Source organism: Paenibacillus sp. FSL R7-0313, assembly GCF_037969885.1.
Classification (GTDB): domain Bacteria; phylum Bacillota; class Bacilli; order Paenibacillales; family Paenibacillaceae; genus Paenibacillus.
This window is the reverse complement of record NZ_CP150219.1, coordinates 3,963,804-3,979,192: the sequence shown is the minus strand read 5'-3', so window position 1 is coordinate 3,979,192 and position 15,389 is coordinate 3,963,804. Positions and strand designations below refer to the sequence as shown.

Annotated in this window: 15 protein-coding genes; 1 reads left to right on the top strand and 14 read right to left on the bottom strand. The window is 43.2% G+C overall.

Annotated features, from left to right (window positions below):
* Positions 1–176 precede the first annotated feature (176 nt).
* The 4 genes from NSQ38_RS17580 to NSQ38_RS17565 all read right to left on the bottom strand — a co-directional run bounded on the left by NSQ38_RS17580 (position 177) and on the right by NSQ38_RS17565 (position 2,797).
* A complete protein-coding gene (locus tag NSQ38_RS17580) occupies positions 177–398 on the bottom strand; it encodes a hypothetical protein (protein ID WP_339783187.1) in 222 nt (73 codons plus the stop codon).
* An 18-nt stretch (positions 399–416) separates the two neighbouring features.
* Positions 417–1,034 (bottom strand): YncE family protein, encoded by a 618-nt coding sequence (locus NSQ38_RS17575; RefSeq protein WP_339783186.1) that lies wholly within the window; start codon positions 1,032–1,034, stop codon positions 417–419.
* Between the two features lie 177 nt (positions 1,035–1,211).
* Positions 1,212–2,072, bottom strand: coding sequence for a Cof-type HAD-IIB family hydrolase (locus NSQ38_RS17570; RefSeq protein ID WP_339783184.1), 861 nt, complete (start codon positions 2,070–2,072; stop codon positions 1,212–1,214).
* Between the two features lie 194 nt (positions 2,073–2,266).
* A complete protein-coding gene (locus tag NSQ38_RS17565) occupies positions 2,267–2,797 on the bottom strand; it encodes a GNAT family N-acetyltransferase (RefSeq protein ID WP_339783182.1) in 531 nt (176 codons plus the stop codon).
* Positions 2,798–3,007: 210 nt separating this feature from the next.
* Between NSQ38_RS17565 and NSQ38_RS17560 the strand changes: the two genes are divergently transcribed.
* Positions 3,008–4,168: a S8 family peptidase gene (locus tag NSQ38_RS17560; protein ID WP_339783180.1), complete on the top strand. Its 1,161-nt coding sequence runs from the start codon at positions 3,008–3,010 to the stop codon at positions 4,166–4,168.
* Positions 4,169–4,289: 121 nt separating this feature from the next.
* On the opposite strand, the gene NSQ38_RS17555 is transcribed toward NSQ38_RS17560, so the two are convergent.
* The 10 genes from NSQ38_RS17555 to NSQ38_RS17510 form a co-directional block, all read right to left on the bottom strand.
* Positions 4,290–4,688: a RidA family protein gene (locus NSQ38_RS17555; RefSeq protein ID WP_339783178.1), complete on the bottom strand. Its 399-nt coding sequence runs from the start codon at positions 4,686–4,688 to the stop codon at positions 4,290–4,292.
* A 314-nt stretch (positions 4,689–5,002) separates the two neighbouring features.
* Positions 5,003–6,445 (bottom strand): 6-phospho-beta-glucosidase, encoded by a 1,443-nt coding sequence (ascB, locus tag NSQ38_RS17550; RefSeq protein ID WP_339783176.1) that lies wholly within the window; start codon positions 6,443–6,445, stop codon positions 5,003–5,005.
* Positions 6,446–6,479: 34 nt separating this feature from the next.
* Complete coding sequence (locus NSQ38_RS17545; RefSeq protein WP_339783174.1) at positions 6,480–8,399, bottom strand: beta-glucoside-specific PTS transporter subunit IIABC; 1,920 nt, start codon at positions 8,397–8,399, stop codon at positions 6,480–6,482.
* Positions 8,400–8,844: 445 nt separating this feature from the next.
* Positions 8,845–10,782: a beta-glucoside-specific PTS transporter subunit IIABC gene (locus tag NSQ38_RS17540; protein ID WP_339783173.1), complete on the bottom strand. Its 1,938-nt coding sequence runs from the start codon at positions 10,780–10,782 to the stop codon at positions 8,845–8,847.
* A gap of 167 nt (positions 10,783–10,949) precedes the next feature.
* On the bottom strand, positions 10,950–11,789 hold the full coding sequence (locus NSQ38_RS17535) for a PRD domain-containing protein (RefSeq protein ID WP_091034839.1): 840 nt from the start codon (positions 11,787–11,789) through the stop codon (positions 10,950–10,952).
* Positions 11,790–12,020: 231 nt separating this feature from the next.
* On the bottom strand, positions 12,021–12,320 hold the full coding sequence (locus NSQ38_RS17530) for a hypothetical protein (RefSeq protein WP_339783171.1): 300 nt from the start codon (positions 12,318–12,320) through the stop codon (positions 12,021–12,023).
* Between the two features lie 56 nt (positions 12,321–12,376).
* Entirely contained in the window at positions 12,377–12,937 is a 561-nt protein-coding gene (locus NSQ38_RS17525; RefSeq protein WP_339783169.1) for an AAA family ATPase, read from the bottom strand.
* A gap of 165 nt (positions 12,938–13,102) precedes the next feature.
* Positions 13,103–14,260, bottom strand: a complete 1,158-nt coding sequence (locus NSQ38_RS17520; protein ID WP_339783167.1) for an acyltransferase — start codon at positions 14,258–14,260, stop codon at positions 13,103–13,105.
* A 71-nt stretch (positions 14,261–14,331) separates the two neighbouring features.
* The gene (locus NSQ38_RS17515; protein ID WP_339783165.1) at positions 14,332–14,865 is read right to left on the bottom strand and encodes a GNAT family N-acetyltransferase; all 534 of its coding nucleotides are present in this window, start codon (positions 14,863–14,865) and stop codon (positions 14,332–14,334) included.
* Positions 14,846–15,322, bottom strand: a complete 477-nt coding sequence (locus NSQ38_RS17510; protein WP_339783163.1) for a putative immunity protein — start codon at positions 15,320–15,322, stop codon at positions 14,846–14,848. Before NSQ38_RS17510 ends, NSQ38_RS17515 begins: the two co-directional genes overlap by 20 nt.
* Between the last annotated feature and the right edge of the window lie 67 nt (positions 15,323–15,389).

Sequence of the window (15,389 nt, the reverse complement as noted above, 5' to 3'; positions counted from 1 at the left end):
AAAAAAATTCGTGATTCTTTTTGGGCTCCTCGTTGGCCTCTGTATTGGAACATTTAGTGTTGTTCTTTACTGGATCTTGTCTGTAGTCTGAGTACTAATGCAAATAGACACCTCCATTGAGGAGATGCCTGTTCCATTCTGATCTGATCATTCAAGACTCACGATTCTCCTTATCCTCAGAGAAACGGATTCCTCTTTATTTCAGATCCGATTTTTTCGCTCACTTCGTTCTCTTTATCACTCAACATCTGATCTGAAGATGGCACAGTTGAATAGTCGTCCTGTAATACAATTACATACAGCCCCTTACCTGGAATCCTAACTTGACATACAGAATTTTCTTTGTTCATGTTGATCAGCTGCTCCATTAAGTCTGAAGCCGTTATAACTTCTTTCATCCGAATCCCCTCACCTTTCTACGGATTTATACCTACTGCGAACGGACGTGCCCCCACCGGAATGGTAGCAATCACCGTATTCGTTTCGCCATCGATCACAGAAATGGTATTGTCATCTTGATTGCTTATATAAACTCGATTGGTTAACGGATTGGCGCCCGCTCCGTTTGGATTAATCCCGACCGGAACAGTAGCAATCACGGTATAGGTTTCGCCATTAATGACGGAGACATCGTTACTATTAAAATTCGCAACATAAATGCGGTTGACTGGTGTGTTATCTCCCTCCATTTCAAGTTCAGAAGAGACTAATCGATGTGCGGCAACTAGCTGACCAGTTTCATTTTTGCCCCACACGGAAATCTCCGTCTGCTCCATAGCTACACCTTCAACTGTAAAGACAAATTCAAACGCATCAAGATTGGCAAAATAAGTTCTTGTCACTACCTGATCCGGAGCAAGTGAAATCTGCTCGCTGACATATAAAGTCCTCGTAGCGGTCAAATTATACCCTTGTATCAAAACAACGGATTCATCCAGAGAATTCCTATTATCAATTTTAACGGTAACTTGTTGTGTTGGCCGTACATCACTGACGGCATTATTCTCGATAGGTCCGGTTGATAGAATGGCCATTTCGATTCTCTCCTTCACTTAGATGTTATGGTTTGATTAGAGAACCCTTTTGTAAAAATATAAATTGATCTGTTTAAACCAAAATAAAGACCCTGCAATAATATATGCAGGGTCTTAAATAAGGTTTGGGACAAAGGATATACCTATTACCCGTTTTTATCTCTCACCTTGTTTTCTTTAACAAGTGATCAATCCATACTTCACAAAACTATGATACAATCCATCTTCCTCTACTGTTCCAGTAATATCATCTGCAATGGCTTTCAGTCCAGGCTTTGCATTACCCATGGCAATTCCGACGTTACAAAATTCCAACATCTCGGCATCATTCATGCCATCACCAATGGCGAATGTATCTTGCTGTGACATGCCCAGATGCTCCAACAAATCGGCGATCGCAATCGCTTTGTGAATGCCAGGGATCATCAGTTCACCACTTCCTTCACCAAAGATCGGCACAGTGCACTGAATGACTTCGAATTTCCCTTCAAACTCTTGCTTGATCCGCTCAAACGGGATGGCTGAGCTCTCCAAGAAACATACTTTGTTTACATCATCCTTATACAGGTCGGCCTCTCCATACGTTAATCCGGCAATAAACGGGTGCGGTTTCAGCTCCTTCTTCTCTCTGGCTACAGGGTCATTCTCCACATCACCATAGATGCGGCGTTCCAGGTGAGGTTGAAGATTGCTACTCGCATACAGAGCCGAATTGGATTCAAGGTAGAAGTCAATGCCGTTTTCATTGAAAAAATCCACCATATGTCGAACATCTTCCGCTGTTACCCTTTTGTGATATAACACGTCCTTGCCAAACTCCACATAACCCCCACCTGCACCAATCAGACCATCGAATCCGACATCCCAGATGGAATCATAAATTTCTGCTTTGGATCGGCCTGTACATAAATAGAGCAGATGCCCATTCTCACGAGCCTGTTTGCAAGCCTTCTGTGCTGACAACGGAATACTTCCATCATCGTCAACCAATGTGCCATCAATATCAATAAAAACAATTTTCCGCTTCGTTTCGTTCATCTGCTTAGCCCCCATCATGTATGTTGTCTATGTCTAACCGAGCGAGTGCCGACAGGCATTTTCCTTATACAAAATTACCTATTCCGTGGTGTTCGCTGATCGATCAACTTCTCCAAAAATCCGGCAAAAGAATCCGCGTATACTTCTCCCCCATTACCATCACAATGTCATTTTCCTTCAATAAATTCCAATGGTCACTTACGTGCGAACTTGTCCATATGTACGGTTTGCCAGTCATCATCCTGCTCAGCAATAACCGTAAACCCTTGGCGTTTCCAGAAATCTACGGCTCCTGGCAAAAAGCGATGTGTATGCAAATACAGCGTCGTATAGTGCATATCCTTCACCACATTCTCCAGTTCCTTTAACATCATCGAACCAATGCCGTATCTGCGATACTCAGGATCTACATAACATTTCACAATTTCGGCTGCAGACTGAGCTTCATATCGTCCTTCCACGGCTTCAATTCGCCCATCATATGGCAAAATCCCAATAGAACCAACGATGCCCGCATCCCCCATCATTGCAACAAGAAAGATCGCATCGTTAGAGTCCAGATAATGTTCTCTGAACTGCTCGAAGTCCACAGGCAATTTCGTATGACCCATCATTGGAAACACTTCTCTGCGTACACGCATGGCAAAATCAATGGCATCATGAATCTGGTGTGCCTGAACTGGTGTGACTGTTGGTATACTCTGAAGTTGTGTCAATAAATCCACATTCCTTATCCTCTGTATTAGGAGCTACTTCTTGGCCTCCTTGAATCTTGTTCATGCCAAGATCGGCTCTCTTCATCTCATCTTACCGAATTTATCCCGTCCTATCAATCTATCTGTACTACTAACCAAATTGAAAGAGTGCCCACGCAGTCTGATAGAGTTCGCATACGATAAGGCGTGTCACAATCCATATTGGAGGGAGAAACGCTCATGTGGTTATGGTTAGGTGTTTTTGGTTTCATTTTGCTAGCAATAATCGTGTTCGTGTATCGTTATCTGGACCGACGTGCCGAGAGCAAGTTTCACCCTCATGCTCCCAAGCAGCTCTTAGTCAAATTCAAGGAAGGTACAACCGAGGATGAGATGCACACCCTTCACAAAAAAGGGAGATGTAAGGTCGCTGAGACCTATGAAGATTTAGGATGGTACCGTGTGGAATCCCGCAAAAAAATGCACCGGATGCTTAAACATTACAAAGATCATGAGTTTATTGAACATGCAGAGCCGAATTACCTCGTTGAGGCTTCCTTCACTCCTAATGACCCTTTCTTTCCTTATCAGTATAACCTGTCCAAAATCAATGCACCCGCTGCATGGGACATTACTCAGAGTAACAGCTCTGTCAAAATCGCCATTATTGATACCGGTGTACAGCTGAATCATCCAGAATTGGCCTCCAAGCTCCTTCCCGGTTATGATTATGTTGATTATGATAACATCCCTGAGGACGGGAACGGTCACGGCACCCATGTAGCTGGGATCGCTGCCTCCGTTACCAACAATGGTGTGGGTATTGCAGGCGCTGCACCACTCGCATCCATCGTTCCGCTCCGAGTACTGGATAACAGCGGGCAAGGAACGATAGGTAATGTCGGTAACGGGCTTGTCTATGCTGCCAATAACGGTGTACAGGTTGTTAACCTGAGCCTTGGTGGTCCGATGGGAGACGCTTTCCTTCAAGCTGCCGTACAATATGCTTGGGATCGAGGAGCTGTGATTATTGCTGCAGCCGGTAACGACAACACTTCATTCCCAATCGTACCCGCCTCGTATCCCAACGTGATTGCCGTTGCTTCAACCAACCCCTCCGATCTCAAATCCAATTTCTCCAACTATGGTTCCTGGGTGGATATGGCTGCCCCGGGTGATACCATACTATCCACATACCTGGGTGGTTCCTATGCCTACCTTAGCGGTACGTCCATGGCTGCCCCTCATGTGGCTGGAGTAGCTGCACTTCTTGCTGCACAAGGAAAAACAAATGCTCAGATTCGGGATGCGCTGTGTTTCGCTTCTGATCCGGTATCAGGCTCCGGGATCTACTGGACATATGGTCGACTGAATGCTTATCAGAGCTTGCAGGTGCCATAATACACCTACTATCGCTCATGATTGCACACATGGCATATCCTTTCCATTTTTACACAAATAAAAAAACGAAGGGGCATCTGTAAGTGAGATGCTCCTTCGTTTGGTTAGAAAGTATTCGATGTTACACGTTTGCTGCCCAAAGCTCTATTTCAATTTTAATCTCTGGTAGACCTAATGCCGTAATATATCCAATCGTCATTGCAGGATAATCCGTACTAAATAATTGTCCCCACTCGGCATATAAGAAATCCCAATCGATTTCCTCGGTTGCCCATACGTTCACTTTGATAATATGTTCAGCATCTAAGCGCTCAGATTCGAGCACTGTTTTAATATTATTAAATGTATTAGTGACTTGCTCATTCAGACTCTCTGGAAAGAGTCCATTATGATCTGCTCCAATTTGACCCGAAGTCACAAATAATTCTGCATTCCTCGGGATTCTTGTAATATGCGTGTACTGACCTACAGGAGCTGGCATATTTTCTGGATTTGTTCTAGTAATTTTGTCAATATTCATTTGGATTACCTCATCATTCTTAAGATTTTTCTGCGTTATTTCCTAGTTTTCTTCCGATTTTGGGCAGACTTCACCCTTGGAATAGATTCTAGAAAAAGACAGCAGTGGAGTATCCATATCCCGAAGATATAAACGCAAGTGATTTTTTCTTCATGAGCGGATGCTCCTCCCTTCTTAAGTGACAAGATTCTCTTCATTTCTTTATTATATCTGAAAGCCGCATCAAGGGTCAAATTCATCCCCTCATAAACAAAGAGCAATCCCATAATAACGAGACTGCTCTTTGTCTATTCTATAGCGCCAATCACCTTGTATCAGAAATATTGTGCGCCATTGTTCGCAATGACATCTTTGTACCAGTGGAAACTCTTCTTTTTCACTCTGCGAAGTGTGCCCGTGCCATCATTATTTCTGTCTACATAGATATAGCCATACCGTTTCTTCATCTCTCCGGTACCCGCACTGACCAGATCAATCGGTCCCCAGCTTGTGTAACCTATGAGCTCTACACCGTCTTGGATTGCTTCAGCCATCTCGGCAAAATGACTATTCAAATATTCGATGCGATAGTCATCTTCAACGGAGTCATTATCTAACAACACATCGGTTGCCCCAAGTCCATTTTCTACGATAAACAACGGTTTGCCATAGCGGTCATGCAGTTGATTAAGCGTAATTCGAAGTCCCTTCGGATCAATGGTCCATCCCCATTCGGATGCTTGAAGATATGGATTCTTCACCGAACCAAATACATTGCCTTCTGTCGAATCTTTCAAAATCTCAGGGTCCGTACTTGTACAACGGCTTGCATAGTAGCTAAAACCGATATAATCAACCGTATTCTGCATCAATATATCTGCATCTTCCGGTTGCATGTCAATCCGAATATCATTTTCCCTGAAAAATCTTTTGGTATAACCCGGATATGCTCCCTTCGACTGCACGTCGATGAAGAAGAACGATTCGCGGTCTTTCTCAATGGCCTTCCATACATCATCTGGATTAGAGCTGTATGGATAAACCATTCCAGCGGCTAACATACACCCGATCTGTGCACCCGGTATGATCTGATGACAAGCCTTAACTGCAAGTGCACTCGCTACCAATTCATGATGTGCTGCCTGATACAGGACCTGATCTTTGTCTTCACCATCCTGCAGAACAATCCCCGCTCCAATGTACGGGAGATGCAGCAACATATTGATTTCATTAAACGTCATCCAGTATTTCACTTTATTCTTGTATCGATTGAACAATGTCGTCGCATATTTCTCAAAAAAATCGACCATTTTGCGATTCTTCCAACCGCCGTAAGTCTTGACCAGATGTACAGGTACATCGAAATGGCAGATCGTCACGACAGGTTCAATATTGTATTTCAATAACTCATCAAAGACATCATCATAAAATTGCAAGCCTGCTTCGTTTGGCTCCGCTTCATCGCCATTAGGGAAAATCCGTGCCCAAGCAATGGAAAGCCTCAGGCACTTAAATCCCATTTCTGCAAATAACGCAATATCTTCCTTATATCGATGATAGAAGTCGATGGCTTCATGTGAAGGATAAAATTCCCCTGCTTTTGGCTCATACGATTCCAGGTTACCCAGGGCAATATTCCATCGATTGGCACCAATCGGAATCAGATCTACAGTTGTTAAACCTTTCCCACCTTCCAGATAAGCACCTTCCAATTGATTCGCTGCGGTTGCTCCTCCCCAGAGAAAATTCTCCGGGAAGGCTGTAAATTTTTCATTCATTGAGACGTTCCTCCTATACCATCTGTGATTCCAATTAGCTTAATACCGTGATCAATTTATCTTTCTCATGAACGGATGCCTCTTTTGTTCCTACAACGTCCAGATAACTTGAAGTATTAGTGACAATGATCGGTGTAACTGTCTCATATCCTGCATCCTTAATCGCTTGTAGATCAAACTCAACAATCAGGTCACCAGCGTTAACACGGTCTCCATCTTTCACATGAGTTGTAAAATGTTGACCTTTCAGCTTTACCGTATCCTGTCCAATATGGATCAGCATCTCTACACCATCATCGCTTACAAGACCAATAGCGTGTTTGGTACGATATACGGTTTGAACAACACCTGTGATCGGAGATACCACTCTGCCACTGGTTGGACGGATTGCAATCCCTTTACCCATGTGCTCTCCTGCAAACGTTATGTCATTAATTTCGTTCAATGCAACAACTTCACCAGCCATTGGGCTTACAATTTCGTATCTGCTGTTCGGATTTGGATCAAGTACAGGTGCTGGAGCTGGAGCTGGTGCAGCTTCCACTTTGTCTTTGAACCCAACCACGTACGTCAGAATAAAACCAAGGACAAATGCGATACCACATGCAACCAGAGCCATATAGAAACCAGAATCAACACCTGTTGCTTTATTAATGAAACTTGGGAATCCGAATACTCCCAGTCCACCAAAGATGTATAATTTCGAACCGGCCAGTCCCAAGATACCACCACCGATACCACCAGCAATACAGCTCATGATAAATGGTTTTTTCAGTGGAAGTGTCAGACCGTAGATAGCTGGCTCGGTTACACCGAAGATCCCAGAGATGAAGGCCGGAATACCTAAAGATTTCAATTTGGTATTTTTGGTTTTCAGTATAACGGCAAGTACAGCACCGATTTGAGCAAAGGAGGCAGCAAAAGACATGGCAATTACCGGATCAGCCCCAGAAGTACTCAAGTTAAGAAGCATGACTGGCACGAGTCCCCAGTGGAGTCCAAACAGTACAAACACTTGCCACAATCCACCGATAAGCAAACCTGTAACCACTGGACTTAAATCGTAGATGCCGGTTGCTCCTGCACCAATCAACTGGCCTGCCCAAGTGGATACTGGACCAATCAGTATGAACGTTGCCGGAACGATAACGAGCAATGTAAAGAATGGAACAAGGAACGTGCTAACAACTTTAGGAATAATATTTTTAAAGAATCTTTCAATTTTAACAGCGAAGAATGTAGCAATAATGATTGGAATAACCGATGTTGAATAACTCATCAGAATAACTGGAATACCCAGGAACGTAATGTGAATCGGTGATTCAATTAACGTACCCGCAAACAGGGTGTACAATGGATCTCCAGCAGTCAAACCAGACAGCGAAGGATAAACTAACGAAGCACCTATCGCCATTCCCAGGAACGGTGAACCGCCAAATTTCTTGATTGCCGTATAACCAAGGAAGATTGGGAAGAAGTAGAACAGACAGTCACCCGTTGCATTTAACAGTTGGTACGTTCCAGAAGTTTCCGTAATCCATCCAAAGGATAAAAACATGGCTGTAAAACCTTTGATCATACCTGTTGCAGCCAGCAAACCGAGTAACGGTGTGAACACACCGGAGATCATGTCGATAAATCGACTGAACAATCCAACTTTCTTGCCTGAGTTGTCTGCTTCCTCTTCAAATTGACCTTCACTTGGGAAATTCCCCGCTTTAACCACTGCTTTATATACATCCGGCACTTCATTGCCGATAACGACCTGATATTGTCCACCACTTTGCATGACGGTAATAACACCTGGCAGATTTTTAAGTTCTTCCGTTTTGGCTACGCTTTCATTTTTAAGTTTAAACCGCAGTCTTGTTACGCAATGGAATACACTGTTTACGTTCTCGCGACCACCTACACGTGACAGAATGTCCTTAGCTAATTGATCGTAGTTGCTCATTGTAATTCTCCCTCTCTAAGTAGACTCCCCATGACTTTTGAAACAAATAAAACCTGAACCACTGAACATACACAACATACCGGATCGTCCGGAAATCAGTCGTGTTATTCAGCAATTCAGGTTTTGCCCTTAACGGTTGCAACCCTGTAAGGCTGTACACATTGGTATTTAATTATTTGGATAACGAAAGTAAGTTGCATTCCATACCCTCTGAACTGAGGATGGTCGGCATTGCCTGATTGAACAGTTACAACCCGATTGATGTATGCGCTTACTTCTTGAACTCATCATAGTACATCTGAACTACGTTTGCAACACTTATTTTTATTAAATTCATAAATGCATTAAAGTGACCTAAAATACTAAAAAGAGATGCTTTCGAAAGCATCGAAAGCGTCCCTTTTTAGCATAATGTCCACATTTCTAAATACGCACTGAAGCAGAATTAACCAATAACAGTAACCAATTTATCCTTTTCTTGCACTTCCCGATTTGTTGTAGCAACCACGTCCAAATAATCTGCCGTATTGGTCACAATAATCGGTGTTACGGTCTCATATCCCGCCTCAATAATAGCTTGAATATCAAATTCAACGATCAGATCACCAACACTCACACGATCTCCGTCTTTCACATGGGCAGTGAAATGTTGACCTTTGAGCTGTACCGTATCCTGACCGATATGGATTAGAATCTCTACACCTTGATCATCCACAAGTCCAATCGCATGTTTGGTACGATAAATCGTCTGTACCACACCATTAATCGGAGATACAACTCTCCCACTGGTTGGACGAATAGCAATCCCTTTACCCATATGTTCACCAGCAAATGTAGCATCGTTAATTTCTTGCAAAGGAACCACCTCACCCGTCATTGGGCTGGCAATTTCGTAACGATTGTTTGGATTAGGCTCAAGTGCAGCCTTCTCTTCTTTTACTGGCTCTGGAGCCTGTTTGACAGCCTCCGGATTAGCAGGATCTTTGAATCCTACAAAATAAACGAGAACAAAGCCTAGTACAAAAGCAATGATAGTGGCAATCATGGCCATCCAGAATTCATAGTTAATCCCTGCTGTCGGACTAATAAGCGCTGGAACACCAAAGATGCCTGAAGCAAATACAAACATTTTGGAACCTGCGAATCCAATAATACCACCAGCTACTGCAGAAGAAATACAACTCATAATAAATGGTTTTTTCAGTGGCAAAGTAAGACCATAGATAGCAGGCTCAGTTACACCAAAAATCCCGGACACAAAGGCAGGAACCCCCAGTGATTTGAGTTTGGTATTTTTCGTTTTAAGCATAACGCCAAGAACGGCACCGATCTGAGCAAAAGAAGCAGCAAACATCATCGCCAGAATCGGATCTGCTTTCAGAGTGGACAGATTCAGCAACATGATGGGTACGATACCCCAGTGTAACCCGAAGATCACCAATACTTGCCACAATCCACCAACAACAATACCGGTTACTAACGGACTCAAGTCATAGATGCCCGATACCCCGGCACCAATCAGCTGACTTGCCCATGTTGCGATTGGACCAATCAAGAGGAATGTTACGGGTACAACAATCAGAATGGTGAAGAATGGCGTAAGGAACGTTCTCACAACAGAAGGAATGATCTTTTTGAAGAACGCTTCTACCTTTGCTCCAAAATAAGCAGCAATAATAATCGGAATGACGGATGAGGAATAACTCATCAAGATAACGGGAATACCCAGGAACGTGATATGAATCGGTGATTCAAACAATGTGCCTGCAAACAGCGTATAAAGCGGTTCCCCACCACTAAGACCGGATAAGGTCGGATATACAAGTGATGCTCCGATGGCCATCCCGAGGAATGGTGATCCTCCGAATTTTTTCATTGCTGTGTAACCCAGGAAGATTGGGAAGAAGTAGAACAGACAGTCACCAGCAGCATTCAACAATTGATATGTGCCTGAAGCCGGGTCCAACCATTCGAGAGAAGTAAACATGGACAGGAAACCTTTGATCATCCCTGTTGCAGCTAGCAAGCCGAGAATTGGTGTAAATACACCCGAGATCAAGTCGATAAACTGACCCAAGAGACTCTCTTTTTTACCGGAAGATTCTGACTCATCACTTGAGACCGGTTCATCCGCATTCATATTACCCACCTGTAACAAAGCTTTATACACATCAGACACTTCGTTACCCACAACGACCTGGTATTGTCCACCACTTTGCATTACCGTTATGACTCCAGGCAGATTTTTGAGTTCGTCTGTTTTGGCATTATTGTCATTTTTTAATTTGAAACGAAGTCTGGTCGCGCAGTGCACCACGCTGTTAATGTTCTGTTTACCGCCAACGCCAGACAGAATGTCTTTGGCTAATTGCTCGTGTTTCATGAAGTCTTTTCTTCCTTTCTGGCTAGACACGGATTCGAAGCATATTGGAGAGAATAAAAAAACCTGAACATCTGAATGTACGGAACATCCGGTTAACGGTATGTTCTGTCATTCAAGCGTTCAGGTTTTGCCCTAGTGGTTGCAACCCTGCAAGCTGATCTATGGGATTATTCAGAAGTTGCATTCACAACTCTCTCAATATGAATCGTTAAGTACATCATTTCTTCGTCAGTTAGTTGATACGTGTAGTTGCTTTCAATGAATTTCTTGATTTTCTCCGAGCACTTGTGCGCTGCTGGATACTTTTTCTGAATCATCAGAAACAGTTCATCATCGTTGTTGCTCTTGTAATGTTTTCCCTTCACCAAACGTTGGGCGAAAAACTTCAAATGCGTCACAAAGCGATAAAATGTCAGTGAGTTCTCATCAAAATCAATCTTGAAATGATACTTGATGATTGTCAAGATTTCCTGCATGACCTGCGTCATACTCTTGATGTTGGGCATTTCCTCATTCAAAGCTGCATTGACAAAGTGAAGTGCCATAAAACCGGCTTCGTCCTCGGGCAAGATCACACCAAACTGATCACAGATCATATTGAGCGCTTCCATTCCGACTTCATATTCCTCTTTGTATAACTGCTTTGTCTCCCAGATTAAGCCGTTGCGTATGGGCAGATTCTTGCGATACCGCTCAATGGCAAAGTGAATATGGTCTGTGAGATGTAAGTAAATGCTCTCATTTAATTTCTTTCCAAGTTTTAGCTTGGCGTAAGCGATGATTTCCTCGGATACTTTCATGTATTCCAGAGGAATGCTTGAGATTAATGCCTTGAAGTTTTCCTGAATATCTTCATTCTGTAAAGTAAATATCTTGTCGATATGCTGCTCGGAAACCATATCACCCGCCCGCTTCTGATAAGCAATCCCCCGGCCAATGATAATAACTTCCTGTTCGTCATTCATTGCAACTACAGCATTATTGTTCAGCACCTTCTCGATTTTCACTTTATCACTCCAATATACAGAAAAAGACAAACCAATCCCTTTTCTCAAGGTATACGGCTTTGCCTGATTCAACAGTTACAACCCGATATGTTGTACGCGCTTCCCTCATAATATTACAAATTTCTACACAGTGCAACAAAAAGTTAATATCGAATTAGCATGACTCCCGATCTAGGTAAATATACTCACAGGAGTGTGCAAAACATGAATTATTTTACAAGGATTTATGGTTTAATGTTTTTTGCTTTCTTTCTCCAGTTCCGCTTCAATTCTTCGATTAATCGTGTCCATTTCTTCTAGATCCAAACGATCAACTTGAGTGTATTCTTTATCCATCTCGTACTCTTTCGCCTCGCCTTTGTTCATTAACCCCAGATGATTCTTGATGTCTCGGATATCTTCACGCATATGCATCGTCTGACGGTAATGATCTATCACAAGTGCGAAAACAATGCCCCCGGCCAGTATTGGACCGAATGGGATCAGATAACATAAAACAAGTCCTATGAGCAAAAATATAACAAAATACATATATAGTGCCCCTCTCATATAAAGTATCTACTTTGCTAAGTTAGACGTTTCTCAGATTACAAATTAAAGCGTTCCTGGATTAACTGTGCCACTTCATCCGGGCTCTTATGTGTGTTATCGATCCGTATGTAGTGTTCATGCGTGATTTCTTCTGCTTCCGAGTTCAGTCGATATTTCTTCATCGTATCAAGCAAATCTCGCTCAGACCACGCGATGTCACGTTTTGTTGGCTTATGCAGCAGCCGATGCGGACTCTTGTTACGCTCCAGTCTTTCCGATGGATCAGCCTCCAGTTCCACATAACAGACCTGTCCTCCATTAGATTCGAATAACTCCCTGATTTGACGAATGTACTCTCCGTCTTTCGCCAAATCAAACGCCCATACAAAAGTAAAAATCAAACCCGGCAAATCACTCTTTGCCACTTCTTCAAAAATCTCCTGCCGGAACAGACTCACCAGTCTTTTGCCTTGTGGTGTACCATAGCTGAAATAAGGAGACACCAATTCAATGGTCATATGGTTATGAAACAATTTAAGCTTTGTTATCTTCTCCAGTTCTTGCCCAACCGTCATTTTGCCCACAGCCTGCGGACCAAAAATAATCACCAATTTCATTCGATCACTCCTGACAAGGTAGTGTGCATTCCATTAATTCAATTTTATGGACATTAAACTCTATGATACCTTCTTTAGGACAAATAAAAAAGAGGTTTCAAGTGATTCCCTCAACGCTCGGGGCCTTGAAATCTCTTATCTTAAATGAAATATGTTTATTTTAACTTAACGTCCAATCAGTACCCATCCCCACTTCATCCGGCGCAATCCCATCGCGCAGATCCATGAGATCAGGAGCGCGACAATATAAGATAGAATGATACCCAGGCTGAAATGCCGAGCCAGTTCATCTGTGAATTCACGTCTCCAGAAGAGCAGCACAAGTGGGTGCATTAAAAACACACCGAACGCAACTGTACCCAAGGAGTCCAGAACATGCGTAGCTTTACGAACTTCAGTATGTTTTCCTGTGCCGATTCGTTCACTAAAGATCAGTAGGAGCAAGCAGGCTGACAACGTAAATAGATTTCGGAACAGGAACAGCACGGTATAGGTTACCACCGGGTATGCAGCAAAAGCGGTTTTGATATAAGCATTACCATATATAAAAATGGCACCTCCGCTCAACAACGCAGCTATAAGCACGTAACGGTGAGTATACAGTTTATTCAATGCCCACTCAAAGTTCAGCCCAACCCATGCGCCAAAACCAATCACGATCAGATAACTGGGTAACAAACTTCCTGTTCGTTCGAAGTGAAACTGCAAATGTAGTGCATAGAAGATCGCTTGACCCGCAATAAAGAATAATGGCAAATAACGATTAAAAAAACGATAGCGAGTCAGGGACAGAAGCCATGGAAAAACGATATAGAATTGAAGAATAATCAGAAAAAAGTACAAGTGTGTATGAGCGGTTCCCATCACTAATTGTTTGGCAAATTGAACACCATGAGTCAAAGGTTCTTTGCCCGCAAGCAGCTGTTTAATGGCAAAATAGATAAGGGACCACACTACATAGGGTACAAATACATAGAATAAACGCTTTTTATAAAAAGCGAGCATCCAACCCTTCTCATTCACCTTGGAGCTGTAGTTGTAGAATAAGACCAGGGATGACAGGAACAGAAACGCTGGAACGGCAAATTGCAGGAACGTGTTCCAGAAGTAATACACATCATGATCTAACGTGTGTTTGGGGTAATGCGCAACTGCTGTTGAAGTCGCATGGATGGCTACCACTGCCATGATGGCAAAAGCACGATAGAGATCCAGATACTCAATACGCCGGGGCCGATTAACCGGTTGATTCATAAAGATAACCTCACTTGTGCCTGATATGGGATGATAGTTTCCGGCCGCAATCCAGATTCTATGCTTCATTTTAATCAGCACACGAGGGTAATACAATCATAATCCATATTATTTTCGTTATATTACATCATTATTCTTCATTATTCGACATTTTCTATCCAGAATCGTTCAACAACGTTGCCATCGGACTCCACATAGTCTTCATCCCGAATGCCACCATTTCGAAGGATAACCCTTCTGGAAGGCTCATTAACCGCATCGCATACGACCAATACTTTGGAGATTCCAAGTTCTATCGTTTTCTCTAAAGAAAGCCTGAGAATTTCTGAACCATAACCATTGTGTCGTTCTCCTGGACAAATACCATATCCAATATGTCCTCCACTGTTGAACAATTTGTCGTTAAGCTCATGCCTTATATTCACGGCACCCACAATTTGTTGACTCTCCGTGACCAGCCAGTATGTACTGTCTTTGACCCAGCCTTCCGGGATGTCAATCCCTTGTTCATTGCGCTGCAAAAACGCCAACATCTCATCGAACGCATAAGGATCTTTGGAAATGACCCAAGGTACCATCAATTCTCCACTTTTGACCCAGTCTTCATAAAATGCCAAATACGCATCCTTGTATGCTCGTGATGGTTTAATTAATCTAACGTGTTCTTTCCCCATGACCCGTATTTCCTCCCAACAGATATTGATATTGCCACGTTCTCTCTTCCAGGACACGACGTTCTTGCTCTTCCATCAAACAGTCATAAAAGATAGCTTTCACTGCATACGTTGCGGCATGCACCGCATGGCCTTTGACATGGGCCGTTGCAGCTGCGTGTCCCGCCGCACGAGATGCAGCAGAGGCAGCGATATTATCGGCTTCCCGTGCAGCAGCATGAGCTGCAAAAGCCGCCTTTCGAGCATCAACCATGGTAATCTCTCCACGGATCCAACCTCTTCCTGCATTAATGGCATCACGGGCGCGGAGATCCTCCAACTGGTACGCCTCAAATATAGGCAAGACACGTGCCGCACACTCCGTAGCCCAACAGGCCAATGTATGGTGATCTTGTTGCTTAGCCAAATCCTCTATTTCGCGGCGCAAAGGTACATCTTTGAATGCAGGTTCTGCCATGGTCATGCTCCTTTCATTGTTCAAATACTACAAATTCACTCTCAGACAAGTTCCAAAAAGGACCTGC